The 25105-nt window shown below is 73.5% G+C and carries 23 protein-coding genes; 6 read left to right on the top strand and 17 right to left on the bottom strand.

The genetic code is table 11. The annotated features are described in order from the left end of the window. Positions 1-540, bottom strand: coding sequence for a DUF6817 domain-containing protein (locus ACFZCF_RS17875; RefSeq protein ID WP_388443985.1), 540 nt, complete (start codon positions 538-540; stop codon positions 1-3). Positions 541-657: 117 nt separating this feature from the next. After that, on the bottom strand, positions 658-1023 hold the full coding sequence (locus tag ACFZCF_RS17870; protein ID WP_391287200.1) for a DoxX family protein: 366 nt from the start codon (positions 1021-1023) through the stop codon (positions 658-660). Positions 1024-1084: 61 nt separating this feature from the next. On the opposite strand from ACFZCF_RS17870, the gene ACFZCF_RS17865 reads away from it, so the two are divergent. Both ACFZCF_RS17865 and ACFZCF_RS17860 read left to right on the top strand, forming a co-directional pair. Beyond that, positions 1085-1966: a LysR substrate-binding domain-containing protein gene (locus ACFZCF_RS17865; protein WP_391287199.1), complete on the top strand. Its 882-nt coding sequence runs from the start codon at positions 1085-1087 to the stop codon at positions 1964-1966. Between the two features lie 288 nt (positions 1967-2254). After that, positions 2255-2584, top strand: a complete 330-nt coding sequence (locus ACFZCF_RS17860) for a DUF6401 family natural product biosynthesis protein (RefSeq protein WP_388443976.1) — start codon at positions 2255-2257, stop codon at positions 2582-2584. 67 nt (positions 2585-2651) lie between these two features. Here ACFZCF_RS17860 and ACFZCF_RS17855 read toward each other — a convergent pair whose 3' ends face one another. The 11 genes from ACFZCF_RS17855 to ACFZCF_RS17805 all read right to left on the bottom strand — a co-directional run bounded on the left by ACFZCF_RS17855 (position 2652) and on the right by ACFZCF_RS17805 (position 15189). Then, complete coding sequence (locus ACFZCF_RS17855; RefSeq protein ID WP_388443973.1) at positions 2652-3458, bottom strand: hypothetical protein; 807 nt, start codon at positions 3456-3458, stop codon at positions 2652-2654. 447 nt (positions 3459-3905) lie between these two features. Further along, positions 3906-4592, bottom strand: a complete 687-nt coding sequence (locus ACFZCF_RS17850) for a 2OG-Fe(II) oxygenase (protein ID WP_388443971.1) — start codon at positions 4590-4592, stop codon at positions 3906-3908. Positions 4593-4764: 172 nt separating this feature from the next. Next, positions 4765-5313, bottom strand: a complete 549-nt coding sequence (locus tag ACFZCF_RS17845; protein WP_388443968.1) for a methylated-DNA--[protein]-cysteine S-methyltransferase — start codon at positions 5311-5313, stop codon at positions 4765-4767. 25 nt (positions 5314-5338) lie between these two features. Beyond that, positions 5339-6139, bottom strand: a complete 801-nt coding sequence (locus ACFZCF_RS17840) for an MGMT family protein (RefSeq protein ID WP_388443965.1) — start codon at positions 6137-6139, stop codon at positions 5339-5341. Next, positions 6136-6726, bottom strand: a complete 591-nt coding sequence (locus ACFZCF_RS17835; protein ID WP_388443962.1) for an RNA polymerase sigma factor — start codon at positions 6724-6726, stop codon at positions 6136-6138. Before ACFZCF_RS17835 ends, ACFZCF_RS17840 begins: the two co-directional genes overlap by 4 nt. 52 nt (positions 6727-6778) lie before the next feature. Then, on the bottom strand, positions 6779-7555 hold the full coding sequence (locus ACFZCF_RS17830; protein WP_388443959.1) for a BTAD domain-containing putative transcriptional regulator: 777 nt from the start codon (positions 7553-7555) through the stop codon (positions 6779-6781). Positions 7556-7783: 228 nt separating this feature from the next. Next, positions 7784-9004, bottom strand: a complete 1221-nt coding sequence (gene metK, locus ACFZCF_RS17825) for a methionine adenosyltransferase (RefSeq protein WP_388443956.1) — start codon at positions 9002-9004, stop codon at positions 7784-7786. A 34-nt stretch (positions 9005-9038) separates the two neighbouring features. Then, positions 9039-10454 (bottom strand): adenylosuccinate lyase family protein, encoded by a 1416-nt coding sequence (locus tag ACFZCF_RS17820; RefSeq protein ID WP_388443954.1) that lies wholly within the window; start codon positions 10452-10454, stop codon positions 9039-9041. Then, on the bottom strand, positions 10451-12406 hold the full coding sequence (locus tag ACFZCF_RS17815) for an FAD/NAD(P)-binding protein (RefSeq protein WP_391287198.1): 1956 nt from the start codon (positions 12404-12406) through the stop codon (positions 10451-10453). The genes ACFZCF_RS17820 and ACFZCF_RS17815 overlap by 4 nt, the downstream gene beginning before the upstream one ends. Positions 12407-12454: 48 nt before the next feature. Beyond that, complete coding sequence (locus ACFZCF_RS17810; protein ID WP_388443948.1) at positions 12455-13468, bottom strand: methyltransferase; 1014 nt, start codon at positions 13466-13468, stop codon at positions 12455-12457. A 2-nt stretch (positions 13469-13470) separates the two neighbouring features. After that, on the bottom strand, positions 13471-15189 hold the full coding sequence (locus ACFZCF_RS17805) for a class I adenylate-forming enzyme family protein (protein WP_388443946.1): 1719 nt from the start codon (positions 15187-15189) through the stop codon (positions 13471-13473). Positions 15190-15416: 227 nt separating this feature from the next. Here ACFZCF_RS17805 and ACFZCF_RS17800 point away from each other — a divergent pair, with 227 nt between their 5' ends. Both ACFZCF_RS17800 and ACFZCF_RS17795 read left to right on the top strand, forming a co-directional pair. Beyond that, entirely contained in the window at positions 15417-17105 is a 1689-nt protein-coding gene (locus tag ACFZCF_RS17800) for an FAD-dependent monooxygenase (protein WP_391287197.1), read from the top strand. A 193-nt stretch (positions 17106-17298) separates the two neighbouring features. Continuing rightward, entirely contained in the window at positions 17299-18084 is a 786-nt protein-coding gene (locus ACFZCF_RS17795) for a BTAD domain-containing putative transcriptional regulator (RefSeq protein ID WP_388443940.1), read from the top strand. On the opposite strand, the gene ACFZCF_RS17790 is transcribed toward ACFZCF_RS17795, so the two are convergent. The 3 genes from ACFZCF_RS17790 to ACFZCF_RS17780 form a co-directional block, all read right to left on the bottom strand. Then, a complete protein-coding gene (locus ACFZCF_RS17790; RefSeq protein WP_391287196.1) occupies positions 17986-19524 on the bottom strand; it encodes an MFS transporter in 1539 nt (512 codons plus the stop codon). The two genes, ACFZCF_RS17795 and ACFZCF_RS17790, sit on opposite strands and share 99 nt — an antisense overlap. Before the next feature lie 622 nt (positions 19525-20146). Continuing rightward, complete coding sequence (locus ACFZCF_RS17785; RefSeq protein ID WP_382801041.1) at positions 20147-20953, bottom strand: SDR family NAD(P)-dependent oxidoreductase; 807 nt, start codon at positions 20951-20953, stop codon at positions 20147-20149. 124 nt (positions 20954-21077) lie between these two features. Then, entirely contained in the window at positions 21078-21704 is a 627-nt protein-coding gene (locus ACFZCF_RS17780) for a cupin domain-containing protein (RefSeq protein WP_391287195.1), read from the bottom strand. 223 nt (positions 21705-21927) lie between these two features. Between ACFZCF_RS17780 and ACFZCF_RS17775 the strand changes: the two genes are divergently transcribed. Then, the gene (locus ACFZCF_RS17775) at positions 21928-23601 is read left to right on the top strand and encodes an FAD-binding oxidoreductase (protein WP_388443931.1); all 1674 of its coding nucleotides are present in this window, start codon (positions 21928-21930) and stop codon (positions 23599-23601) included. 60 nt (positions 23602-23661) lie between these two features. Here the strand turns inward: ACFZCF_RS17775 and ACFZCF_RS17770 are convergent, their stop codons facing one another. Then, on the bottom strand, positions 23662-24324 hold the full coding sequence (locus tag ACFZCF_RS17770) for a class I SAM-dependent methyltransferase (protein ID WP_388443928.1): 663 nt from the start codon (positions 24322-24324) through the stop codon (positions 23662-23664). Between the two features lie 205 nt (positions 24325-24529). On the opposite strand from ACFZCF_RS17770, the gene ACFZCF_RS17765 reads away from it, so the two are divergent. Further along, positions 24530-25096, top strand: coding sequence for a flavin reductase family protein (locus tag ACFZCF_RS17765; protein ID WP_388443926.1), 567 nt, complete (start codon positions 24530-24532; stop codon positions 25094-25096). The last annotated feature ends 9 nt before the right edge of the window (positions 25097-25105 follow it).

The raw sequence follows: 25105 nt of genomic DNA, 5'->3' as shown, positions 1-25105 counted from the left end.
TTACGGGGCGGGCTGGTCCAGCACCCTGCGGCAGTGGGCCCACGCCGCATCCGACAACAGCGGCCGCCACCGCGTGAAGAGGTCCAGCAGGTCGGCGCCGTGACGGTCGCGGACCTCCGGGCTGATCGCGGCGATGTCCAGCTCGTTGGCGGCGGTGAGTTCGGCGAAGTCCCGGCGCGCCCCCAGGCTCGGGGTGAGGCGTGTGCCGGTGAACCGGTCCACGAAGGTGGCCGGGTCGTCGACGAGCCCGCTGTAGGAGGACGCGCGGTCGCAGGAGGCGTAGAAGTGGACGAGGGCCTCGGCCTCGCCGCCGATGGCCGCCACCAGCTCAGCCCGGCGTCCCAGGTCCAGCAGGGCGACCGGGAACCCGTCGGTCCCGTAACAGGCGTGGCACAGTCCCGCCGACACCAGCGCCGGGCGGGCGCCCCACGAGGCGAGGAGGCCGCTGACGCGCCGCAGGTGTGCCAGCAGAGTGCCGCCGGGATGCTCGATCGTCTGGGCCCCGGCCGTCCGCAGGATCGCCATTGCCTCCGCGGTCATCTCGGCCTCCCCTGCCCGAACGGTCTTCGCGCGCTTCGTAGTCGACCCTAATCGCTCCTGGAGCGGAAGGCCGCCGATCAGGCGGAACCGCGTCCGCGCGGGGGCGGGGCGCCCTCGTCAGGCGAGGACGGTCAGGGCGAGCGTGGCGGCTGCGGTGCCGAGGAAGAAGGCGGGGAAGGCCAGGTTGTGGAGCACGCGGGCGCGCAGGTGGAAACCGACGGCGCCCAGGTAGAGCAGGGTGAGGCCGAGGGCCGCGGCCGTGCCGAGGTGCCGTGGCGCGGAGTCGTGGAGGCCGAGCAGGAGGCCCGCCACCCCGGCCAGCTTGAGGGCGGCCAGCCGGGGGAGCCAGGACCGGGGGACGCCGACCTCCGCGGAGTTGGCCAGCACGAAGCGCGCCCCCGCGAGGTCGGCGGTGGCGATGCCGACGTTCAGGGCGGCGGTGAACAGGGTGACGACGAGCGGCGCGAGCGGGGAAGCGGTCATGTCTCCAGGATCTGAGGCTCGCCCCGGCGCCGTCCAATACCTGCTTCTATAACCTGGTGGCATGGATGTGGACCTGCGCGTGCTCCGGTACTTCGTCGCGGTGGCGGAGGACGGCAGCCTGACCGGGGCGGCGGCGAGGCTGTTCGTGTCGCAGCCGGCACTGACCAAACGGATCCGGCGCCTGGAGGAGGACCTCGGGGTCCGGCTCTTCACGCGGTCGCGGTCCGGGATGGCGCTCACCGAGGCCGGTCGGGAGTTCGCCGCCCGGGTGCCGACGCTGCTCGACGCGTGGGACGGGACGGTGCGTGCGACGGGCCGGGCGGCGCGGGTGCTGCGCCTGGGCTTCCTGGACGCGGGGGCCGTGGGTGCCGTGCCCGAGGCCGTGGCCGAGTTCCGCCGGGGCAGGCCGCAGTGGCGGGTGGAGCTGCGGCAGTGCGACTGGTCGGATCCGAGCGCGGGCCTGGCCCGGGGCGAGGTGGACGCGGCCGTGGTGCGGCTGCCGTTTCCCGGCCAGGAGAGGTGGGAGGTGCGCGAGCTGTTCGCGGAGGAGCGGGGGGTGCTGCTCCCGGCTTCGCACCGGCTGGCGAAGGCCCGGACCGTCGACTTCCAGGAGCTCCTCGACGAGCCGTTCGTCGCGGCCGGCGGGGAGACGGCAGCCTGGAGGGAGCACTGGCTGGCGGTCGAGGAACGGGAGGGGCATCCGGTGCGGGTCGGCGCCGTGACGAGCCGTCCCGACGAGTGGCTCGGCGCGGTCGCGGGCGGCTGCGTGGCGCTGGCCCCGGCGTCGGCGGCCCGCTTCTACTCCCGTCCGGACGTCGTGTTCCGTCCCGTCCACGGAGTGTCCCCGAGCCGGGTGGGGCTGGCCCGCCCGCGCGGCCGGACGCGCGAACCGGCCCTGGACGAGCTGCTGACGGCCATCGCGCGCCGCTTGAGGGGGAGTTGACGGAGGCGGCGCCCGCGGACCGGCGTTCGGGGACCGCGGTACGACGCCCGACGTCCGACGACCCACCGGACCCCGCCGGACGCGAGAACCCCGCACACGAGGCACGCGGGCGCGGGGGCGTCGGGAGCCGGACTCCTCGTGCGCGGCCCGGAGGCGGACCGCTGCCGTACGGCCCGGCGCGGCCCGGCCGTGGCGTGGCCGCGAACGGTCGCGCGCGCCGTTCCCGCCGGTCGGCTCTGCGAGCAACGTCACGATTCGACGGGGTGCCGGTGCGCCTAATGTATAGGGATGAACGATTCGCCCGCCTGCCCCCTGGTCGGGGTGGCCGCCGCCTACATGCCTCGGCTCTCGGAGTTCGGCTTCGAGCCGGGGCTCGTGGCGGCGGTCGATCAGCACGCGGCCGCCGTGTGCGACGCGCTCGTGCCCGCCCAGCGCCGGCCGGCGGACGAGGGCATGAGCCGGTCGGTGCGGCGGGAGGACCTGTCGGACTACGTGCTCGGCTTCACCGACTGGCTCTCCGAGGTCGACTGGGTCGAGCCGGTCGGGCACGACTTCGCGACCCTCCGGCTGACCGCGGTCTGCTGGCTGATCCGGGAGCACGACCTCCTGGCCGCGTGACCGTCGCGCGACGACGGCGTGAGGGGCGGGGCCGTCTGGCCCCGCCCCTCACGCCGTCGGTTCGGTGTCACATCGGGTCCTGGCCGCCCGGCTCGTCACGCCGGGCCCCGCGGTCGAGGCGCTCCTGTGTGGTCGGCATGCCCCGCTGGGCGTCCGCGCGGCCGCGCTGGTACGCGCCGATCTGGTCGCGGGCCCGGCCGGTCTCCGCCTCGGCCACCGCCAGCCAGCGCTCCCAGCGCTGGCGCATGGGCTGCACGAGCCCGCCGCCGACGCCCACGATCACCGTGCCGGCGATCGTGGCGAGGACGGCGATGAGGACCGGTCCGGTGATGGCGGTCGCGATGCCGGCCTGTCCGAGCGCGGCGATGACGCCGAGCGCCACGATGAACGCCCAGGCCGCGGTGGCGACGAACTTGCCGTAGGACATCTGGCCGAGCGCGCCCATGATGATGTCGCGCACCGCCCGGGCGATGGCCATCGCGACGACCACGATCACACAGGCGACGATCGCTCGCGGCAGCCAGGCGACGATGCCGTTGATCATCTGGCTGACCGGGTTCGGGCCGAAGACGCCGAAGGCCAGCTGGAGGGCGATCAGCAGGATCCCGTAGTAGAGGATCTTGACGATGATCCCGGTCGCGTCGTACTTCGAGCCCCGGAGGGTGTTCGCGACGCCGCTGCGTTCGGAGAGCCGCTCGAATCCGACCTTCCGCAGCAGGCGGTCCGCGACCTTGGCGATCATCTTGGCGACGAACCAGCCGATGAGGAGGATCACCAGGAAGGCGATGAACTTCGGGATGAACTCGGCCACGGCGGACCACGCGTCGGTGAAGCCCTGTCCGAAGTCGACCGAGAGTGCGAGGGTGCGCGACATGACACTTCCGCTCAGTTCGGGTTGGGCCCGCACCGTCCGATGGGGCCCCTGAACCCGTCCTAACACCAGGTCGCCCTCGGCCGCCTCCGCTCGACCCCGGGGCTGGGCCGATGGGGTGGCGGGGATCGCGACACCTCCCGCGCATTCCTCGGGAGCGGCGGCGTGGGAAACGCGCCGCCGGTGCCATTCCTTGCCTTTTCAACGGATGAATTCGCAAGGGGAATATTTCACCGGCGGGGCAGGAAAGATCGCGGGCGCCCGCCGTCGACGGATTCCGCGATTCGTGTGCCGCTCACGGGCCCGTCCGGTCCGGTCACGGAAATGAGGGACGCGGAAGGAACCGGAAGATCCGCCCCCGGATTCCGTGCGCGTACCTTCTTTCAGGGTCCTTCCGTCTTTTCCCTCGCATCCGGATGTGTTTCTCAGGCACCTCGGGCGTCTCGGGTGTCATGGGGCGTCGTGGAAGATGACGCCGAGGACGTGCCTCTGGCCGTCGTGCACCGCGCTCACCCCGTGGCGCAGCATGACGCGGCTCCAGCCCCGCGCCGAGCGGACCGGACGGTCGTGGACCGCGAAGATCAACGCCTGGCCCTGGCCCGGGCGCTTCACCAGCGGGCGGGACTGGGCGCGCGGACGCTGTTCGACGAAGACGCTCTCGCCGCCGGTGAAGTCGACGTCGGGGCGGTCCAGCATCACCGCCACCTGCAGCGGGAACGTCAGCTCGCCGTAGACGTCCTGGTGCAGGCAGTTGTAGTCGTCCGGGCCGTACCGCAGGAGCAGGGGAGTGGGCCGCAGCTGGCCGGCCGCGGCGCAGGCCGCAGTCAGCTCGGCGTGGGTCGGCGGGAACCGGGGGCGGTCCAGGCGCTCCGCCCACTGGTTGGCGATCCGGGCCAGGGGCGGGTACAAGCGCCTGCGCAGGGCGGTCACCACCGGGGGCAGGGGGGCGGCGAAGTAGCGGTAGCGGCCGCTGCCGAAGCGGTGGCGGCCCATGTCGACGGTGCTGCGGAACACGTCGTCCCGGTCGAAGAGGGCCCGGACCTGCTCGCACTCCTCCGGCGACAGCAGCGGCGGGGTGACGGCGACTCCCTCGGAGTCGAGTGCCGCGGTCAGCGCGGGCCAGTCCAGGGTGTCCACGGCGGGCAGTGCGATCGTGTCGCCGGTGCCGGTGTCGCGCGCGGTGGGGGTGCGGGCGTGGTCCAGGCCCGGCAGGTGGGGGGTGTCGTAGCTGGTCAGGGTCGGCTCCGCGGTCGTGGTCGGGTACGGAGGCGGGCGCCGGATGCGGGGTCGTGCTCCGGCGCCCGCCGGTTCAGAGGGCGGGCGAGGGCGTGCGGCCCGACTCCAGGTCGAGCAGGAACCGCTTGGCCTCGACCCCGCCCGCGTAACCGGTCAGGCGCCCGCCCGAGCCGACCACCCGGTGGCAGGGCAGCACCACGCAGAGGGGGTTCGCGCCGAGCGCGGTGCCGACCGCCCGCGCGGCCCGCGGCCGCCCGAGCGCGGCGGCCAGCTCGGCGTAGGTGCTCGTCTCGCCGTACGGGAGGATGCCGTCCAGCCGCTCCATGGTCGTGCGGCTGAACGGTGTGGCCAGACGCAGGTCCATGCGCACGGTGAACGCGCGGCTGAGGCCGCCGAGGTACGCGTCGAGCTCGCGGCGCGTCTCCTGGAGGATCCGCAGCTGGGCCGAGGTGGCGGCCTCCCCTGCGTCCACGGCGGCGAGGCCCGCGCGGGCGATCCGGGCCTCCGCCCGCTCGCGGTCGTCGAAGGCGCACAGCACCAGCGCGTCGTCGGTGGCCGCGAGGGTCAGCAGGCCCAGCGGGGTGTCGTGCGTGGCGAGTGCCGCGGTGACGGGGATACGCATGGGGGACCTTTCTGTGGTGCGCCGGTCAGACGGTGATGGGCCGGCAGCTCTTGCAGGCTCGGTAGCCCGCCTCGCGGGCGTCCTGAGCGGTGCGGAAGGGCACCCGGTGCGCGGGGGTGATGCGGCGGGCGTGCGCGCAGGTCGGGTGGCAGTAGATGTAGGTGGTGTCGCTGCCGAGGAACACCGTGCCCGCCCGGGACAGCTCCGCCACCCGGCGCATGTCGATCTGCTCGGCCCGACGGAGGGCCGAGCCGACCCTCGGCAGGTACGCGGCGTCGCACGGCGATCCGTTGTCGTGCGTGACCCGGTGGCACGGGATGAGCACGGCGACCGGATTGGCCGCCAGGGCGCGCAGGACCTCGGAGGTCGAGGGCGGGACCTCGGTGCGGGTCTCGCGGGCGATCCAGCCGAGCGGCCGCAGCTGCCCCGCGGGGATGCTCCGTACGGCCTCCAGGACCGCGCGCTGCTGCTCCGGCAGACCGGACAGGTCGATCGGCAGCCGGTGGGCCCGGCCGGTGCGCAGCGCGGGCACGACCCCGGACAGCGGCCTGCCTCCCGGGATCGCCGAGCGGCCGGTGCGCGCCCGGTGCAGTTCCTCGAAGCCCGTCGTGGTCAGACCCGCCGAGTCCAGGGCGGCGCCGGTGACGGCTCGTGCGCCGGCGGCGACGAACAGTCCGCCCGCGGCCGTGTCGAGGCGCACGTACGTGTCGTAGTGGTCCTGGGAGATGCCCGCACGGCGCAACACGCGCAGCGCGAAGTCCTCCGGTGCCGGGGTCGTGAGTTCGGGCAGACGCCGGGTGACGGCGTCGCCGTCGCTTTCGTTCATGTCGTCACCTCCTTCAGTGCCGGTGGCTCCGGCGCGAGCAGCCGCCGCAGGCCGGCGAGACCGCGGGAGACCTGTGCCTTCGCGGTGCCCACCGCGCAGCCCTGTACTTCGGCCACCTCTGTGTAGCTCATTCCGATCACATGGTGGAGCACGACCGGTATGCGGTGGTGCTCGGGTAACGCCGACAGGGCCGTGACCAGGCGTGACCTGTCCTCCGCGGTCGCCGCGCGTTCCTCCGGGCCGGGGTTGAGGTCCGGCCAGACGTCCATGGTCTCCTCCACGGGGAGCCCGGCGGTGGCCGGACGCCTGGTGCGCGTGCGGACGTGATTGCGCCACACGTTCGCCGCGATGGTCATGAGCCACGCACGCGGACGCAGTTCGCGACGGCGTGCGGGGGTGTACTCCCGCAGTGCCGTGTAGGCGCGCAGGAAGGTGTCCTGGCCCAGGTCGTCCGCCTCCGCGGAGGAGCCGGAGACCCGGTACAGGAACGCGTGGACCGCCCCGGCGTGCACTCGGACCAGCTCGGTGAAGCCGGCTTCGAGGTGCGCCGCCAGGAGTTCGGTCAGCTGCTCGGCCTTGTCGTCCATCACTGAGAGAAACACCGTCCCGGGCCAGGGTGTTGCGGACGTGGGTGAGCGGTTATCCGCGGACGACCGGAGCGTCCAGTTCCGAGCTGCCGACCACGACCGCCTGGTACAGGCGCCACATGCGGGGGACGGGCTCGATCCCCAGGGAGTCGCCGAGCGCCCGGCGCAGGCCGTGGAAGACGTCGCCGGCGCGCTGGTGCTCCCCGGAGCGGTACAGCGCCACCATCAGTTGCGCGTGCATGTTCTCGTGGGTGGGGTGGCGGGCGGTCAGGGCGCTCAGCTCGTCGACGAGCTCACGGTGCTTGCCGAGGGCCAGGTCGGCCTCGATGCGCTGTTCCAGGACGCCTTGCCTGGTCTCCGCCAGTTCCGCCAGGTGCGGCGAGCTGAGGGGGCCGGTGCGGACGTCGGACAGCGCGGGTCCGCGCCACTGCGCGAGGGCCAGGGAGAAGAGCTCCGACGCGGTCCGGTGGTCCCCGGCGGCGGCCGCTTGGCGTCCCCGGCGGGTCAGGTCCGTGAACCGGTGGCGGTCGAAGCCGGCCGGTTCGAGGGCGAGCTGGTAGCCCTGGTTCCTGGTGAGGAGGAGGTGGCTGTGGTCCCGGTGGGGACCGCGCAGGGCCTGCCGGATGTGGAGCACGTAGGTCTGCAGCGTGGACATCGCGCTCTTGGGCGGTGTCGACCCCCACAACTCGGTGATGCAGTCGCCGGCCCGCACCATCTGGGGCATGTGCAGCATGAGGAATGCGAGGAGCTGGCGCGGTTTCGGAGCGCTGGGAACGAGATTCACGTCAGCGTCGGACAGTAAGAGGGGGCCGAGAATACCCGACTTCATGAAGAGTTCCTATCCCCGTGACATCACGTATCGAACAGGTATCTCATTTTCTCGCACCGAGGATAGGGGGGTGCTGATTCGGCGTCAAACGGGCGTGCGGGCGAAAATTACAAGTCGATCGCTCGGTTTTCTCGGCATTCGTGAAGACGCCCCGAGGGCTATTCAACCGGCGCGGATGCCGGCGCGGCCCCGGAATGGAGGAATCCGAGGCCGCGCGCGGTCCTGCGCCTATCGGCCGGCGGCCCGGCGGAGCGCGTCGGCGCGGTCCGTCCGCTCCCAGGTGAAGTCGGGCAGCTCGCGGCCGAAGTGCCCGTAGGCGGCCGTCCGGGCGTAGATCGGGCGGAGCAGGTCCAGGTCGCGGATGATCGCGGCCGGACGCAGGTCGAAGACCTCCGTCACGGCCTTCTCGACGGCCGCCTGCGGCACGGTGGCGGTGCCGAAGGTCTCGACGAAGAGGCCGACCGGCTCGGCCTTGCCGATGGCGTACGCGATCTGCACCTCGCAGCGCGAGGCCAGCCCCGCGGCGACGACGTTCTTGGCGACCCAGCGCATCGCGTACGCGGCCGAGCGGTCCACCTTCGACGGGTCCTTGCCGGAGAAGGCGCCGCCGCCGTGGCGGGCCATGCCGCCGTACGTGTCGATGATGATCTTGCGGCCGGTGAGCCCGGCGTCGCCCATCGGACCGCCGATCTCGAAGCGGCCGGTCGGGTTGACCAGCAGCCGGTGGCCCTCGGTCTCCAGCTTGATCCCCTCCTGGGCCAGCTCGTCCAGGACGTGCTCGACGACGTGCTCGCGCACATCGGGGGTGAGCAGGGAGTCCAGATCGATGTCACCGGCGTGCTGGGAGGAGACGACCACGGTGTCGAGGCGCTTGGGCCTGCTGCCCAGGTACTCGATGGTGACCTGCGTCTTGCCGTCCGGGCGCAGGTACGGCACGCTCCCGTCCCGCCGCACCTCGGCCAGGCGCCGGGACAGCCGGTGGGCCAGGTGGATGGGCAGCGGCATGAGGCTGGGCGTCTCGTCGCAGGCGTATCCGAACATCAGGCCCTGGTCGCCGGCGCCCTGGAGGCCGAGCCCGTCCTCCGCGTCCGGCGAGGAACCGCCGACCCGCTGCTCGTGCGCGGTGTCGACTCCGCGCGCGATGTCCGGGGACTGGGCTCCGATGGAGACCGACACGCCGCAGGAGGCACCGTCGAAGCCCTTCGCGGAGGAGTCGTAGCCGATCCCCAGGACCGTCTCGCGGACGAGGGCGGGGATGTCGACGTACGCGCTGGTCGTGACCTCGCCCGCGACGTGGACCTGGCCGGTGGTGATCAGGGTCTCCACCGCGACGCGGGCCGCGGGGTCCTGGGCGAGCAGGGCGTCGAGGATCGTGTCGCTGATACGGTCGGCGATCTTGTCGGGATGGCCTTCGGTGACCGATTCCGAGGTGAAGAGCCGGGCAGACATCGCAACTCCTGGGGTCGGGACGACGGGGTGTGGGTCAGGACGTGCGGTGGCGTTCCAGGGCGTGGTCCACCAGAGCGGCGGCCGCGCCGGTGTAGGCGGCGGGGTCGAGCAGTTCCGCCAGTTCCCCGGGGCCCAGCGCGGACCCGATCCGGGGGTCGTCGGCGAGGACGTCGGCCAGCGGGCGTCCGGTGCGCCCGGCCGTGCCGGCCGCCTCGGACAGCAGCCGCTTCGCCGTGGCCTTGCCGAGCAGGGGCGCCAGCACCGCGGCGATCCGCTCGGACGACATCAGGGCGCCGGTCGCGGCCGCGTTGGCCCGCATCCGCCCCTCGTGGACGACGAGCCCCTCGCACAGCTCGACCGCCGTGTGCGAGGCGCCGCCCGCCAGCCGCAGGCACTCCCGCAGCAGCAGCCACTCGGCGTGCCAGACACCGCCCGAGCGCTCGTCCTCGGTCACCAGGCACTGCGTCAGCGCGCCCGCCAGCGCGGGAACCTGGAGCGCGGCGGAACGGATCAGCGTGGCCAGCACCGGATTCCGCTTGTGCGGCATGGCCGAGGAGGCGCCGCGTCCGGCCACGGGCGGCTCGGTGACCTCACCGACCTCGGTGCGGCCCATCGACTGCACGTCCACGGCGATCTTCCCCAGCGCCCCCGAGACGAAGGCCAGCGCCGCGGCCACGTCGGCGACGGGGGAACGCAGCGCGTGCCAGGGCAGCGGAGCCGCGGCCAGCCCGGTCTCGGCCGCGAACGCCTTGGTCAGCGCGGCCGTGTACGCGGCCGTGTGCGCGGCGCCGGCCGGCGCGCCGTCCACCACCGCGTACTGCAGATAGCCGGCCAGGGTGCCCGCCGCGCCGCCGAGCGAGACGGGCAGCCCGCCGTCGAGCAGCCGGCCCACGCGGTCCGCCGCCTCGCGCACCAGCAGTCCCCAGCCGGCCGCCTTCAGCCCGAAGGTGGTCGGCACCGCGTGCAGGGTCAGCGTCCGCCCCGCCATCAGGGTGTCCCGGTGCCGTGCCGCCAGCCCGTCCAGGGCCTCCGCCGTACGCAGCAGATCGGCCCGCACCAGGCGCAGTGCCCGGTCGCAGACCAGCATGGCGCCGGTGTCGAAGACGTCCTGGCTGGTGGAGCCGCGGTGCACGTACTCGGCGGCCTCCGGGTCCACCTCGGCGACGACCGCGGTGAAGGCGCGGACCAGGCCCACCACCGGGTTGGCGCTCTCCCGCGCGGCGACGGCGAGCCCGCGCAGGTCGAGCCGGTCCGCGCGGGCCGCCCCGGTGATCACCGCGGCGGCCCGCGCCGGCACGGTGCCGAGCCCGGCCTGGGCACGCGCCAGCGCCGCCTCCGCGTCCAGCATCGCCTGGAGCCAGGCCTCGTCGCCGACCGCCCGCTCGACCGGAGTGCCCGCCCGCACCGGGGAGAGCAGCCCGGAATCCAGTCCCGCTCCGTCGGCCGTCATGCCGGCGCCTCCGTCAGCGTCCTGCCGGTGTGGCGCCCGGACGCGTCGGCGGGGGAGAGGGCGAGGACGGCCCGCGCGATGGCGTCGGAGTCGCCCAGGGTCACCGAGTTCACGCCGGGCCGGATGCCGGCCGCCGTCACCCAGTGCACCGCCTCCGTCGGCACCCCGTACGCGAAGCGCCGCGGATGACTGCGGCCGTACGCGTCGACCAGGTGGTACGGACGTTCGGTGACCTCCAGGCCGCCCGTCTCGTAACTCGTGCCGCACGCGCCGGGGATGCGGAACGGACGGCACTGCCCGGTGGCCAGCAGCTCCCGCAGCAGCGGATCACGCGTCCGGCGCAGGTCCGGTTCCGGCAGCCGCGCCTCGACGAGCACCCGGGCGCGCACGGGATCGCCCGCCACGGAATCCGACTCGGCGACGAACGCTCCCGACGTGCCGTCGACCCGCACCCGCATGCCCGGTCCGATCAGGTCCAGGACACCCGCCTCGATCAGCGCGATCAGCTCCTCGATGCGGGAATAGGGCGGGCCGATCGACAGGAAGGCGTTGAGCGGCGTGTACCAGCCCTCCACCTGGTCCCGGTACGAGTGGCCGTCCAGGCCGCCGTGGTCGAGGGCGAGCCGCACCTCGTTGCGCAGATCGCGCAGCACGTCGAGCGCCGCCTTGAGCGGCCCGCTCACATTGCCCGCGCGGGCCTCGCGCACGTCCTGGCGCAGATGTCCGAGCATCCACCGGCGGAACTCCGCCCGGTCGGCGAACTCCCCGTCGCCGTACGGCCGCAGGATCCGGTCCCAGTCCCACCGCTCGCCGGGCGCGATGCCGTACGCGTCGAGCAGCTCGGCCACCGCCCCGGCCGCCTCGGGGCCCTCGGGCAGCGACACGAACCGCCGCACGAACTCCTCCCGTTCGGGCTCCCGGCCACGGGTGGCCAGCAGCGCCCCGTAGTAGACGCTCTCGACCTCCCGGGAGATCAGCGGCCACAGATCGGTGCCGAAGTACACGCGCTCACCGTCCACCGCGCGCTCCCGCAGCGCCGCGACGACCTTCTCCGTCAGCACGCGCGGCTCGTGACGGCCGTGCGCGCCCTTCTCGTTGGCGCCTCGGGCGTGGTACGGAACTCCCCGCCGGGAGCCCGCGACGATGTGGGGCTCCCGGCCGGACGGGCGGTAGACGAGCCGCTCGCCGACCCGGTCGAAGCGGCCGCCGCGCGCCACCGTGAGCAGCGCCATGTGGTCGAAGAAGTTCAGGCCGAGACCGCGCACCAGCACGGTCTCGCCGGACCGCACGTCCGACAGGTCCAGGTCGGCGGGGTTGGCCGGCAGGACGTGCAGCAGCCCGTGGGCCCGGGCGCGCAGCGAGAGCTGCCGCTCGGCCGCCGAGACCTCGGTCGGCACGTGGCCCTGGGAGAGGACGACTGCGTCGAGGCCGTCGAGCACCCTCCCGTCGGACAGCAGGACCTGCTGTGCCCCGTCCTCGTCCCGCTCCCGCAGACCGACGGCCCGGGCCCGGTGCACCCGCACGCGCACGTGCGCCGGGGCGCCGGCCACCACCCGGGCGAAGACGTCCTCCAGGTAACGGCCGTAGAAGGCGCGGGACGGGTAGTCGTCCGGGCCGAGCCGGCGCGCCTCGGCGAGCACGGCCTCGTCGTGCCCGGCGCCCAGCGTGCGCGCCCACGCGTACAGGCTGGGGCCCGGTTCGACGGGGCCTTCCATCTCCACGCTGTCGTCGGTGAACACGGTCACCTGGGAGGCGACGGTGTTCATGAGCAGCACGCGCGACTGTCCGGCCTGCCACACCCGCCCGGCTCCCGGCCGGTAGGGGTCGACGACGTGCACGGTGACCGCCCGGTGAGCGGAGGACGCGCGTTCGTTGGCGCACAGCCGCTCGAGAACCGACAGACCGCGCGGCCCCGCGCCGACGAGGCACAGGACGAGGTCACCGCTGGACATAGGGGTACTCCATGGGGTCGGGGGAGGGCCGGGATCGGAGGGGCCGCCTCATGCCGGCGCGGCGACCAGCAGAGTCGTCTCGAGGGCCAGCGGGTGCACGCTCTCCAGGCGCAGGCCCGCGGCGCCCAGGACGGAGCGGTAGCCGTCGAGGGTGCGCTCGCGGCCGCCCGCGGCCATCAGCAGGTGCAGGTCCCACAGCAGCGGCAGCACGGGCGCCGTCCCGTCGGTGGCGACGACCCGTTCGAGGACCAGCAGCCGCCCGGTGTCCGCCATGGCCTCCCGGATGTTGGCGAGGAGCGTCGCGCACCGCTCGTCGTCCCAGTCCTGCAGCACCCGGGACAGCAGGTACACGTCGTGGCCCGCGGGGACCTTGTCGAAGACGTCGCCCGCGACCGTCTCGTAGCGGTGGGCCTCGACGGTGGCGCCCAGGTGCCGCTCGGCCACCGGCAGCATGTGCGGCAGGTCGAAGACGGTCCCCGTCAGGTGCGGATGCGCCTGGAGCACGGCGGACAGCAGCAGGCCGCTGCCGCCCGCCACGTCGACCACGGTGCGCGCCCCCGCGAAGTCGAAGGCCGCCGCCGCCTCGGGGAAGAAGACGTTCCCGGCGTTCATGGCGCGCAGGAACCGCGGCCCCGCGTCGGGCTCGTCGCGCAGATAGGCGTGCAGCGAGGTGCCGAAGGCGTGCTCGAAGCCGGAGGTGCCGGTGCGGATCGCGGGCACCACCGCGCCCCACGCCCGGTGGAACTCCTCCCCGTACAGCAGCACCATGTCGCGCATCGACTGCTCGCCGTCGGCGACGAGGAGCGCGCCCACGTCGGTGAGCCCGTAGCCCCGCTCCTCGTCGCCGGTGAACACGCCCAGCGCCGCGAGCAGCCGCAGCAGCCGCGCGAGGCCGTCCTCGCTGGCGCCCGTGCGCTCGGCCAGCGCCGGCACGGTGCCGATCCCCGCGGCGATGTGGTCGGGCAGGGACAGGGCGGCCGCCGCGTGCAGGGCCTGGGCCCGCCACGTGCCGGTGATCAGGTCCACCACCTGACGCGCCGCCGTCGTCTCGGTACCGGGCATCGTCAGACCTTCCGTACGGGGGCGGACACGGCGAGCGCCGGGTCGCCGGTGCTGGACAGCGCGGTGCGCAGGCGCTCGCGCAGCAGGCGCTTGAGGACCTTGCCCGTGACGCCGACCGGGAGCTCGGAGCGGTCGCGCGCCACCAGCAGCCCGCCGAGCGGGGCCAGGCCCTCGCGGGCCAGGGCCTCGTTGCACGTGTCGAGCAGCGGGGCCGCGTCGCGCCGGGTGCCGTCGGTGAAGAGGACGACCGCCAGGGGGCGCGAGTGCCCCGGGGCGTCGGGGTCGTCGACCGCGACGACCGCGGTGTCCAGCGCCTGCGTCGCGAGCAGGACGACCTCCTCCGCCGGGAGGCTGTACACCGGTCCGTCGACGGTGTGGATCACGTCGGGGGTGCGGTCGAGGTGGTACCAGGTGCCGTCGCTCTCGCGGCGCATGATGTCTCCCGTGAGGAAGTACCCGTTGACCGTCGAGTCCGCGGTCAGGTCCGGCTCGTCCAGATAGCCGGCGGTGACGCTGGGCGTCTGCACACCGAGCCGGCCGGCCTGCCCGTCGGGCAGTTCACGGCCCTGGTCGTCGAGCACCGCCGCCTTGCGCACCACCTTCACGGGGAGGCCGATATGGCGGGCGTACCGGGTCGTCTCGGGCGTGTAGGCCTGCTTGAACAGCACCATGCCCATCTCCGAGGAGCCCAGCCCGTCCAGGTAGCGCGAGCCGTTCAGGGCCCGGCCGTTCTCGGTGCGCCGGCCGAGCGCGATCAGCGGGCGGATGTGCCGCTCGTGGGAGGCGTCGCCCATGCCGTGCCAGGTGTGGATGTACCGCGCGGCCTCCGGGTGGATCTCCTCGGTGGGGATCTCGGCGAGGGTCAGCGGGAACGCCAGCACGGTGGTGGGGTGGAAGAGGTTCACCGCCCGCGCCACGGCGGGGCCGGTCGCGTCGTCCAGGATCAGCGTCGGGATGCCGAGCAGGATCGCCAGGCTGAGGTAGCTGATGCCCGCGGAGTGGCTGTGCGGCAGCGCCGTGAGCAGCCGGTCGGAGCGCAGCGAGGGGAAGGACCAGAGCCGTTCCCGCTTGCCCGCGAAGAACGAACCGTGGTGGAACACCGGGGCCTTGGGCCGGCCGGTGGTGCCCGACGAGTGCGAGATCATGATGAGGTCGCCGTCGGCGTGCCGGTGCGGAAAGCCGGGCATCGGCCGGGGCGGCAGGGGAGCGGTGACGGCGAGCGCGGCGATGTCCGCGACCTCGGGCGTGGCCTTCCCGGGAGCGTCCGAACGCCAGGCGTCCGCGAGCCCCTTGAGGAGGTCGTCGTCGCCCACCAGCACCGTGGTCCGGGTGCGCAGGAAGTACTCGGCGGCCGTCGCCGGGGCCATCTTGGGGTTGCAGTGCACGGCGGCGGCGCCGAGCGAGGTGATCGCGATGTGGTGGATCAGGCCGAGCAGCCCGTCGCGGGTGTGCAGGCCCACGTGCGACCCGGGCCCCACGCCGCGGCCGCGGTACCAGTGGGCGTAGCGGATGACGGCCACGCGCAGGTCGTCCAGGGACACGCCCCGGGGCTCCTCCGTCGCCCAGGCGGGGGAGGACGTGTCGGGGTGGAACAGGAGCGGACGGTCCCGGTCACGGGCGATGCGCCAGGCGTGCCAGAAGAAGTTCCCCGCCCCCAGGTCCCGGTCGGCGTGGAGGCGCAGGCGTTGCGCGGCGGACCTGTGTGTGCCGAACAGGAACATAGGAATACCTCACACTCCGCAGTGATACGTCGATTGCTCCGGTCACCGGTGAGACATCGCGGCCCGTGACACCCCAGCGGTTCGGCAAAGGCTCGTGGCGGAGTCTCCAACCGCCTGCTAAAGGGCCGATGGAAAACCGCCCCGGTGGCCGATCTTGCTCCGTTCTTCAGAGGGGGTTGCAACGATCGCACCGGTTCGATCTCGAGGAAGGCTGGAGGCCGCGTCGGATGGACGACCCGCTGACAACCCCGGTCGCCGTCGTCGGCGGCGGACCGGTCGGATTGATGCTCGCGCTGCTGCTCGACCGGCAGGGAGTGCCCTGCGTCGTCCTCAACTCCCAAGCGGACGTGCCCGATCAGCCGCGCGGCAGCACCCACAACGCCCGGACCATGGAGCACTACCGCACCCTCGGCCTGGCCGACCGCGTCCGCGCTCTCGGTCTGCCCGCCGGACACTCGGCCGGCATCTCCTTCTTCACCCGCTACAACGCGCACGAACTGGCCCTGCTGCCCTGGCCGGGCACCGCCGAGGTGCTGAGCGCGCGGGCCGCCGCCGACCGCGCGGACCCGACGCCCGAACCCATGCACCGCGCGAACCAGATGTACGTGGAGCGGCTACTGCTCGACCACGCCCGCGGCCGCCGGGGCATCACCCTGTGCTACGGCTGGACCGTCACCGACCTGCGCGAGGGCGCGGGTCACGTCGACGTCGTCGCCGAACACGAGGGCGAGCGGCGGGTGTTCCGGGCGGCGTACGTCGCGGGGTGCGACGGCGGACACAGCACGGTCCGACGCCACCTCGGCATCCGCTACGAGGGAGAGGGCGCCCTCGACCAGGACATCCTCGGCCGCCGGTCCACCGCCGCCCACCTCCGGGTGCCCACCCTGTACCGCGACTTCCTGCGCGACCGCGGCGCGTGGAGCAACTGGGTCGTGAACGCGGACCTGGCGCTGAACCTCATCGCGCTCGACGGCGTCGAGGAGTTCTTCCTGCTCACCAGCTCCGTCGACCCGGACCGGGCGACCGACGCCGATCTGGTGGAGCTGGTGCGGCGGGCGGCGGGCGAACCCCTCCCGGTCGAGGTGCTCAGCCACCGGCCCTGGACCGCGGGCGCGGCGCTGGTCGCCGAGTCGTTCGGCGCGGGGCGCGTCCGGCTCGTCGGTGACGCCGCGCACCTGTTCACGCCCAACGGCGGCTTCGGCATGAACACCGGCGTCGACGACGCCGCCAACCTCGCCTGGAAGCTCGCGGCGGCGGTCCGGGGCTGGGCGGGCCCGGGCCTCCTGGACTCGTACGGCAGCGAGCGCCGGCCCGTCGCCCTCCGGAACACCTCGGCGGCCCGGACGCTCGGCCAGGGGCTCGGCGCCGTCGACCGCCCCGCCTGGCTGGAGGCGGACTCCGCCGCGGGCGAGGCGGCCCGGGCGAAGACGGGAGCGGAGCTGGCCGAGTACGGGATGCGCACCCTGGACACCCTGGGGGTGCAGCTGGGCGCCCGCTACGACGGCTCCCCGATCGTCGCGGGGGACGGCTCCGGCCCGGTGCCCGACTCCTTCGCCGCGTACACCCCCTCGGCGGTGCCGGGCGGTCGCGCGCCCCACCTCTGGCTCGACGACCGCCGCACGGACGGCAGTTCGCTGTTCGACAGGTTCGGCGCCGGCTTCACCCTGCTCCGCCTCGGCCCGCGTCCGCCGGCGACCGGAGGCATCGAGGCGGCGGCCCGGGCCCGGGGTGTGCCGCTGCGGACCCTGACGCTCGACGATCCGCTCGCGCGCGAGCTGTACGAGCGCGATCTGGTGCTCGTCCGCCCCGACCAGCACATCGCCTGGCGCGCCGACCGGGAGCCCGGTGACCCCGGGGCGCTCCTGGAGCTCGTCACCGGCGGACCGCTCGACGCGGCGGCGGGCCCCGGAGCCTGAACGGCGATAGCATCCGCACGACTTACGCGTCACGACGGGGCACCCCAGGGGATCGACCCTCCCCGGGCAGCCCAGGCCGACCTAAGCGACGATGGGGGAACCTCACATGGACTTTCGCGTTCTAGGCCCTTTGAGCGTGTGCGACGACGGAGGCCGTCACAGGACCCCGACGGCCCCGAAACAACGCCAACTGGTGTCGCTCCTGGCGTTCAACGCGAACCACGTGGTGTCCGTGGCGCAGATCGTCGAGGAGATCTGGGAGTACCGGCCGCCGTCGAGCGCGGTCGCCGCGGTCCACACCTACGTCATGCAGTTACGCCGCTCCCTGGACGGGGCCCGGCGCGGCCCGGGGCGCGGACCCGGCCGGTTGCAGACCCGCGACCAGGGGTACGTGCTGAAGCTGAACCCCGGCGAACTGGACCTGCACCGGTACGAGCAGCAGGTGCGCGCCGCGCGCGCCACGCTGATGGCGGGCGACTACGCCGAGGCCGTCGAGCAGCTGCGCGCCGCCGAGACGATGTGGGCGGGCCCGATGCTCGTCGACGTGCCCACCGGTCCGCTGCTCCGGGCCGCCATCGAGGTCGTCGAGCGCGACCGGCTCGACGCCGTCCCCCAGCGCCTGGGAGCCGAGCTGCGCCTCGGGCGGCACCACGAGATCCTCGGCGAACTCACCGCGCTGGTGCACCAGTACGGGACGCACGAGGGTCTCGTCGCGCACCTCATGCTCGCCCTGTACCAGTCGGGGCGACAGGCCGACGCGCTGATGGCCTACCACCGGCTGCGAGCCCGGCTGCGGGAGGAACTCGACGCCAAGCCGTCGGCGCGGCTGCAACTCCTGCACACCCACATGCTCTCCGGCCACCCGCGGCTGGAGCCCCCCTCATGCGCGCGCGGCCGGCAGTCGCTCGACCTGCTCGCCCGGCGCGGCCTCTCCACCCCGCGCGACCCGGTCCGCGACGACGGGCTCGTCAGGGCCTGAGGTCCAGGTGGCCGGCGCGGGTCCGGCCGGGGGCGTACGGGGTGCCGGTCCGGGCGGCCGGCGGCCGGGCAGCCAGATCAGGGCGCCCAGCAGCGCCGGCACCATCAGCAGGGCCGCCACCCCGTACGCCTGCCCCGCCCCGCCGGCCACCCCGGCACCACGGCCGCACACCGCCACCGCCAGCACCGTGCCCAGCGCGGTCCCGAACTGCCCCGCGCACTGCACGAGGCCCGCCGCGAGGCCGGCGCCGGCCTCCCGGAACCGGGCCAGCGCCACGACCTCGCAGGACATCCAGATCAGCGGAAGGCCGGCGCCGGCCAGGACCAGCCCCGGCAGCACGCCGGACACGTACCCCGGGGCGTGCGAGCGGGCGGCCAGCGTCCACAGCCCGGCCCCCACGAGGAGGCAGCCGAGTGCGCACGGCAGGCGGGCGCCGTACCGGGTGAGCAGCGCGCTGCAGGCCCGGCCGACGACGAAGATCCCCCCGACCATCGGCAGCAGGGCGAGGCCGGCGGCCGGCGCGCCGAACCCGTAGGTCTCCCGCAGCCGCAGGCCGCCGAGGAAGACGACCGGCGCGGCGGCCGCCGACACGAGGAGGATGCCGGCCGCTCCGCACACCAGGTTCCGGTCGCGGAGCAGGGACGCGGGCAGCAGCGGGTGCGGACACCTGCGCTGGCGGTGGGCGAAGACGGCGGCCAGCGCAGGGGCGGCGAGCGCCGCGGACACCGCGTACCGGTCGGTCCCGTGCTCGGCCAGCCGCACCAGGGCGTACGCGGCCGCGAGCAGGGCGCCGGTCAGGGCGGCCGCTCCGGCCAGGTCGAGGCGGAGCTCGCGGCTCCGGGGCGGGTCGGGCAGCGGGGTGCGGCGGGCGACCGCCAGGGCGACGGCGATCACCGGGACGTTGATCCAGAACGCCCAGCGCCAGTCGAGGCCGCCGACCACCAGCCCCCCGCACAGCACTCCGGCCACCGAGCCGACGCCGCCCGCGCCCGCCCACAGCGCCAGGGCGCGGGCGCGCCGCCGGGGCGCCACCGCCGTCACGAGGAGCGACATCGCGGCGGGTACGAGCACGGCGGCCGCCAGTGCCTGTCCGGCGCGGGCGGTGACGAGGAGCGGGCCGCTGGGTGCCGCGCCGCACAGGGCCGAGGCCGCGGCGAAGGCGGCCAGGCCGTGGAGGAAGAGCCGCCGGGCCCCGGCGAGGTCCGCGAGCCGGCCTCCGAGCAGCTGGAGCCCGCCCATCAGCAGCACGTAGACGTTCGTGACCCACTGCACGGCGTCGAGCGACATCGACAGGTCGTGCCGGATGTCGCTGAGCGCGAGCGTCACGATCCCCATGTCGGCGTTGGCGAGCAGGGGGGCGAGGACGGCCAGGGCGAGCAGCCGGCGGTCCGGCGGGGGCGCCGCGCCGCTTCGCGCGGGGGCATCGACTGGCAAGGGCATGACAACTCCCGGGAGTCGGCACCGCAGGCGGGCCCGGTGGTCCGGACGCATGGCTCAGGGGCCGTGCGACGGCACGGCGGGGCAGGAAGAGGGAGGCGGGCCGGGCCCGTGTCAGTTGCGCCGACGGCGGTGGAACGTCCCGGAGGCACCCGGGAACGGGACGGGGCGCACAAGACGGCGGCGAAGGCCTGCGCGACGAGGGCGGAGGCCCGTGAGAAGGCGGCGGGGCCCGGTGAGTCGGCGGAGCCACCGTGGACGGCACGGCCGGAAGCGGCGACGCCGCCCGGGACCCGATGCGTCAGGAGGTGGAGCTCCGGCAGGTCGGCGAGAGGGCCGCCGACGGTTCGGCGACAGGGCCGACCACCGACACGGTCACCGCCGGTGAGCGCACCGCCGACAGGGACAAGACGGTGGGGGCACCACCGGCAGGGACATCACAGAAAAGACGTCGACGGCGAGGACACGGCCGACAAGGACGCCGCCGGCGGCGCCGGCGATCCGTGCGAGCCGGATCACCGAACGCCCCCGACGGGTCCAGCCATGTCGAACGCGTGGCCGCCACGCGGCGGCCGGAGGCGTGCGGGAGGAGCCGTTTCGCGCCGGTCCTCCCGCACGGGGTCGCTCAGAGCTCCTTGAGGAGGCCGCCGTCGACGACGAACTCGGCGCCCGTGGTGCTGCCGGAACGCGGCGACGCCAGCAGGACGACGGCGTCGGCCACCTCCTGCGGCTCGACGAAGCGGCCCGTGGCCAGGTTCAGCATCTCCGGGACGACGTTGTTCAGAACGCTGTCCTTGTCGGTGCCGGCCTGCGAGGCGATCATGTCGGCGACGCCGCCCTCGTCGGTCCACCACGGCGTGCGCACCACACCGGGGGAGACCGTGTTCACGCGGATGCCCTGGGGCGCGAACTCGCCCGAGAGCACCTTGGTGATGTTGCTCAGAGCGGCCTTCGCCGCGCCGTAGTCGACGTTGATCGGCGAGGGCTGCCGGGCGTTGCCCGAAGAGATGTTCACGATCGCGCCGCCACCGCGCTCCAGCAGGTGCGGAACGGCGGCGCGGATGGCGCGCACGGCCGAGAACAGGTTGAACTCGAACATGGCACGCCACTCCTCGTCGGAGGCGTGCAGGAACGAACCACGCGGCAGGGTCACGCCGGGCGGCGGGCCGCCGGCGTTGTTGACCAGGATGTCGAGCCCGCCGAACTTCTCCACAGCGCTGGCGACGACCTGAGCCGGCGCGTCGTCGTCCATGAAGTCGGCCGGGACGTGCGCGAGGTTCGGGCCGGCCAGCGCGTCCAGCTCCGGGGTGCTCTTGCGGGAGGTGGCCACGACCTTGGCGCCCTCTTCGAGGAGCGTGCGGACGATGGCCAGGCCGATGCCCTTGGAGGCGCCGGTCACGACGGCGACCCGGCCGGAAAGCTGCAGATCCATAAGGTTCCTTCTCGATGGTCGGCCCCGCCCTGGCAGGGGAGGAGCGTGGTGCGATGTGCTCTCGTCTACGGAAACACCGCCATGCCCGAAGGTGTTGCAGGCGATGTCCACCGGGCCCGCGGGGTCAGCGGTGCCAGCGCATGACCTCCTCCGGAAGCTCCTCCAGCTCCGCGATCTCGGACGGCTTGCGGTCCATGTAGCGGGGGTCGCACCCCTGGTACCCCAGCAACCGGGCGATCGGCGCCAGCGCGGTGAACAGCACGCGCTGCAGCACCCACGGGGGCGAGGTGAACCGCACCACGTCACCGAACTCCAGCGTGGTCACCGCCTGCTGGAGCAGCCGCGGCATGCCCTCCGGCGTCGTCTTGCCGTCCTGCGCGAGCCCGAACAGCTGGCGCAGCACCAGCTGCTCGAAGCGGTCGCTGTTCTTGCGCACCTCGCAGATGTGGAAGGCCGGCTCGCCGCTGCAGTTCCACCACCGGTGCTTGATGCCGGGCTGGATGAGCACGCTCTGCCCCGGCTCCTCCAGGGTCACCTGGCGCCCCCCGATCAGGAACGCGACCTTGCCGCGCACCAGGGTGAAGCGCTCCTCGCTCACCGGGTGCAGGTGCTCGCCCGACACCGCGCCACCGGGCTCGGAGTACACGTCCATCACGGTGCGCGCCCCGCCCGTGTGCGAGGACGGCGTTCTGATCACGACCCGCTCCCGGCACCGCGGGTTCTCGTACACCTCACCGACGCTGACCGTCACCGGCGCGCCCCCTTCCACCATGCGAATTCGGCCTGGACTCCGATGGTGGCGATCCCGGCCCCCTCCGACACTCCCCATCTTGCGGTCGTATCCCGGAATCTGCCGTTCAGGGATGCGACAGCAAGATCCGGAGTGTTTTCGGCGATGACTGATTCGTACTGTCGCGGCGCAGAAGAGCGGGTGTTGAAGTGCGCCGAAAATGGCGAGAACGGGAGAGCTTCACGTGCACGACAGTAAAGGGATAGGTCGCAGGCGGCTTTTCACCACCGCGGCGGCACTCGGCGGCACGGCCGCCATGGGCGGGGTCCTCGCCCGGCCGGCCGCGGCGGAGGACGCGACCGCGGGCGTCAGGTCGTTCGCCCCGGTGAAGGTGACGTCGGCGGACGCCCAGTACGGCGAACTCGTCCACGGAATGAACCGGCGCTACGTCGGCAACCCCGAGGCCGTCCACATCGTGGACGACGTCTCCCAGGTGGCGGGAGTGGTGCAGGCGGCCGTCACCGCCGGCAAGCGGCTGACCGTCCGCTCCGGCGGGCACTGCCTGGAGGACTGGGTCTTCAACCCCCAGGTCCAGGTGGTGCTCGACCTGTCGATGCTCGACAAGGTCTACTACGACCCCGGCCGGTGCGCGTTCGCCGTCGAGACCGGCGCCCAGCTCCTCGACGTCTACGCCCTGCTGTACCAGGTGTACGGCGTCACCGTGCCCGGCGGCATCTGCCACTCCGTCGCGGCCGGCGGCCACGTCAGCGGCGGCGGCTGGGGGCTGCTCTGCCGCCAGCTCGGCCTGATCATCGACTACCTGCACGCCGTCGAGGTGGTCGTGGTCGGCGCCGACGGCCGGGTCCGCACCGTCGTCGCGACCAACGACCCGAACGACCCCCACCGCGAGCTGTGGTGGGCCCACGCGGGCGGTGGCGGCGGCAACTTCGGCGTCGTCACCCGCTACTGGTTCCGCACCCCCGGAGCCACCGGCAGCGACCCCAGGAAGCTGCTGCCCAAGCCGCCCCGCGAGGTGTACCTGGTGGCGCAGGCCTGGCCGTGGGAGAGCATGACGGAGGCCAAGGTCTCCCGGCTGGCCCAGAACTACGCGCGCTGGTTCACCGCGCACAGCGCCCCCGGCGCCCCCGAACTGGCGCTCGCCAGCTTCCTCGTGCTGACCCACAAGTCCGCCGGCCAGATCGCCATGGTCACCCAGGTCGACGCCACCGTCCCCGACGCCCGGCGGATGCTCGACGACTACCGCGCCGCGATCGGCGAAGGCGTCGACGTGCCGACGGAGGCCGTCACCCGCCCGTTCGCCGAGTTCGGCCCCATGGCCGCGTACGCCGAGCCCCGCAGGCTGCCGTGGCTGGAGGCCACCCGCTACCTCGCCCTCACCAACACCAACCTCACCGACCCGACCTTCCGGCAGGAGTACAAGTCCTCGTACATGCGCGCGGCCTTCCCCGACCGGCAGCTCGCGGCCCTGTACAAGCACCTGACGCGCACGGACGTCACCCTGCCCGGCGCCTCCATCACGCTCAGCTCCTACGGCGGCGAGGTCAACCGGCCCGCGCCGTCGGCCACCGGCTACCCGCACCGCGAGTCGTTCTTCAAGATGATGTGGATGTCCCTCTGGAACGACCCGGCCGAGGACGCCGCCTACGTCGCCTGGAACCGGCAGTGCTACGCGGAGGTCTACGCCGACACCGGCGGCGTGCCCGTGCCCAACGCCGTCACCGACGGCTGCTACGTCAACTACCCCGACAACGACCTGAACGACCCGGCGTACAACACCTCGTCGACACCCTGGTACAAGCTCTACTACAAGGACAACTACGCCCGGCTGCAGCAGGTGAAGAAGAAGTACGACCCGACCGACTTCTTCCGCCACGCCCAGTCCATACGCCTGCCCTGACCCACGCGTGAAGGCCGCCCCGGAGCTCCCGGGGCGGCCTTCCCGCGCGTGGTGCGGAACTCAGCGCTTGACGGCGAACGTCAGCCCGTCCGCGTACGGGATCACGCTCAGCTCCACCCGCTCGTCGTCGCGCAGCCGCGGGTTGAAGTCGCGCAGCGCCCGCGTCTCGGAGTCCTGCGCGGACTCGTCGAGCAGCGCGCCGTGCCACAGCACGTTGTCGACGACGACGAGGCCGCCGGGGCGCAGCAGCTCCAGCGCGTACTCGTAGTACGCCGCGTAGTTCTCCTTGTCCGCGTCGATGAACACGAAGTCGAACGTGCCGGCGGCGTCCTCCTCCTTCAGCAGCCGCTCCAGGGAGGCCCGGGCGTCGCCGACGCGCAGGTCGACCTTGTCCGCGACCCCGGCTCGCTTGCAGTAGTCGAGCGCCATGGCGCTCCACTCCTCGTTGATGTCGAGACCCACCACCCGGCCGTCGGCGGGCAGCGCGAGCGCCGTCGACAGCAGGCTGTAGCCGGTGAAGACGCCGATCTCCAGCGTGCGCCGGGCGCCGGTGGCCTTCAGCAGGGTCCGCATGAACTGGCCCTGCTCGGGCGAGATCTGCATCAGGTGCAGGGGGAGCTGCGAGGTCTCCTCGCGCAGCGCGCGCAGCAGGTCGGGCTCGCGCAGCGAGACCTCGGCGACGTAGTCCTGGAGTGCGTCGGTCAACTCGACCTGGAGTCTCATGATGGCCACCTCGTGTCGGGTACTCGAATCCGAGAAGGAATTACAGGCGTCCGCGGACACCGGTGTCAATCATTTCCGGTCTCCTGGATATTGCGCGGCAATTTCCGCCGCCCCGCCTCGATCGATCCTTTAGCGGCCACCGGCACAATGCGCCTGACAGAGCGCCGAATTCAAGGGTTCATTTCCCTTCTTTCGAGGAGTGCCGATGGGCGACACACAACGCCGCTTCCGCGACTGCCTCGGCCGCTTCGCCACGGGTGTCACGGTGGTCACCGTCGAACACGCCGCCGGCGTGCACGGCGCCACGGTGGGCTCGTTCACCTCCGTCTCGCTCGACCCCCCGCTGGTGATGGTGTCCCTGGACCGGCGCAGCCGGATGTGCGACCTGCTCACGGGCGCGTCCTCGTTCGGGGTGGACATCCTCGCCGCGCACCAGGAGGACCTGGCCCTGCACTTCGCGGGCCGGCCCCGGCCGGCGGACGCTCCCGTGCCCTGGGAGCACGACGCGGCCGGACCCCGCCTGGCAGGCTCCGCCGCCCACCTCGACTGCGTGCCCTGGGCCGCGTACGACGGCGGCGACCACGTCCTGCACGTCGGGCGGGTGCGGGACTTCTCGACCCGGGACGCCGAGCCGCTGGTCTTCCACGGCGGCGCCTTCCGCCTCCTCGACCCCGCGCCCGGCCACCACGTGTGGGCGGGCACCCTCGACGGTCCGGCGGACGGCGCGTGGTCGTCGGGCACCGCGGCGCTCCACATCCCCCTGGGCCACTGACCGTCACGA

The organism is Streptomyces sp. NPDC007945 (assembly GCF_042958885.1).
In the GTDB taxonomy this organism is placed as follows: domain Bacteria; phylum Actinomycetota; class Actinomycetes; order Streptomycetales; family Streptomycetaceae; genus Streptomyces.
The sequence above is the reverse complement of the archived record's forward strand: the minus strand, read 5'-3'. Positions and strand labels throughout refer to the sequence as shown.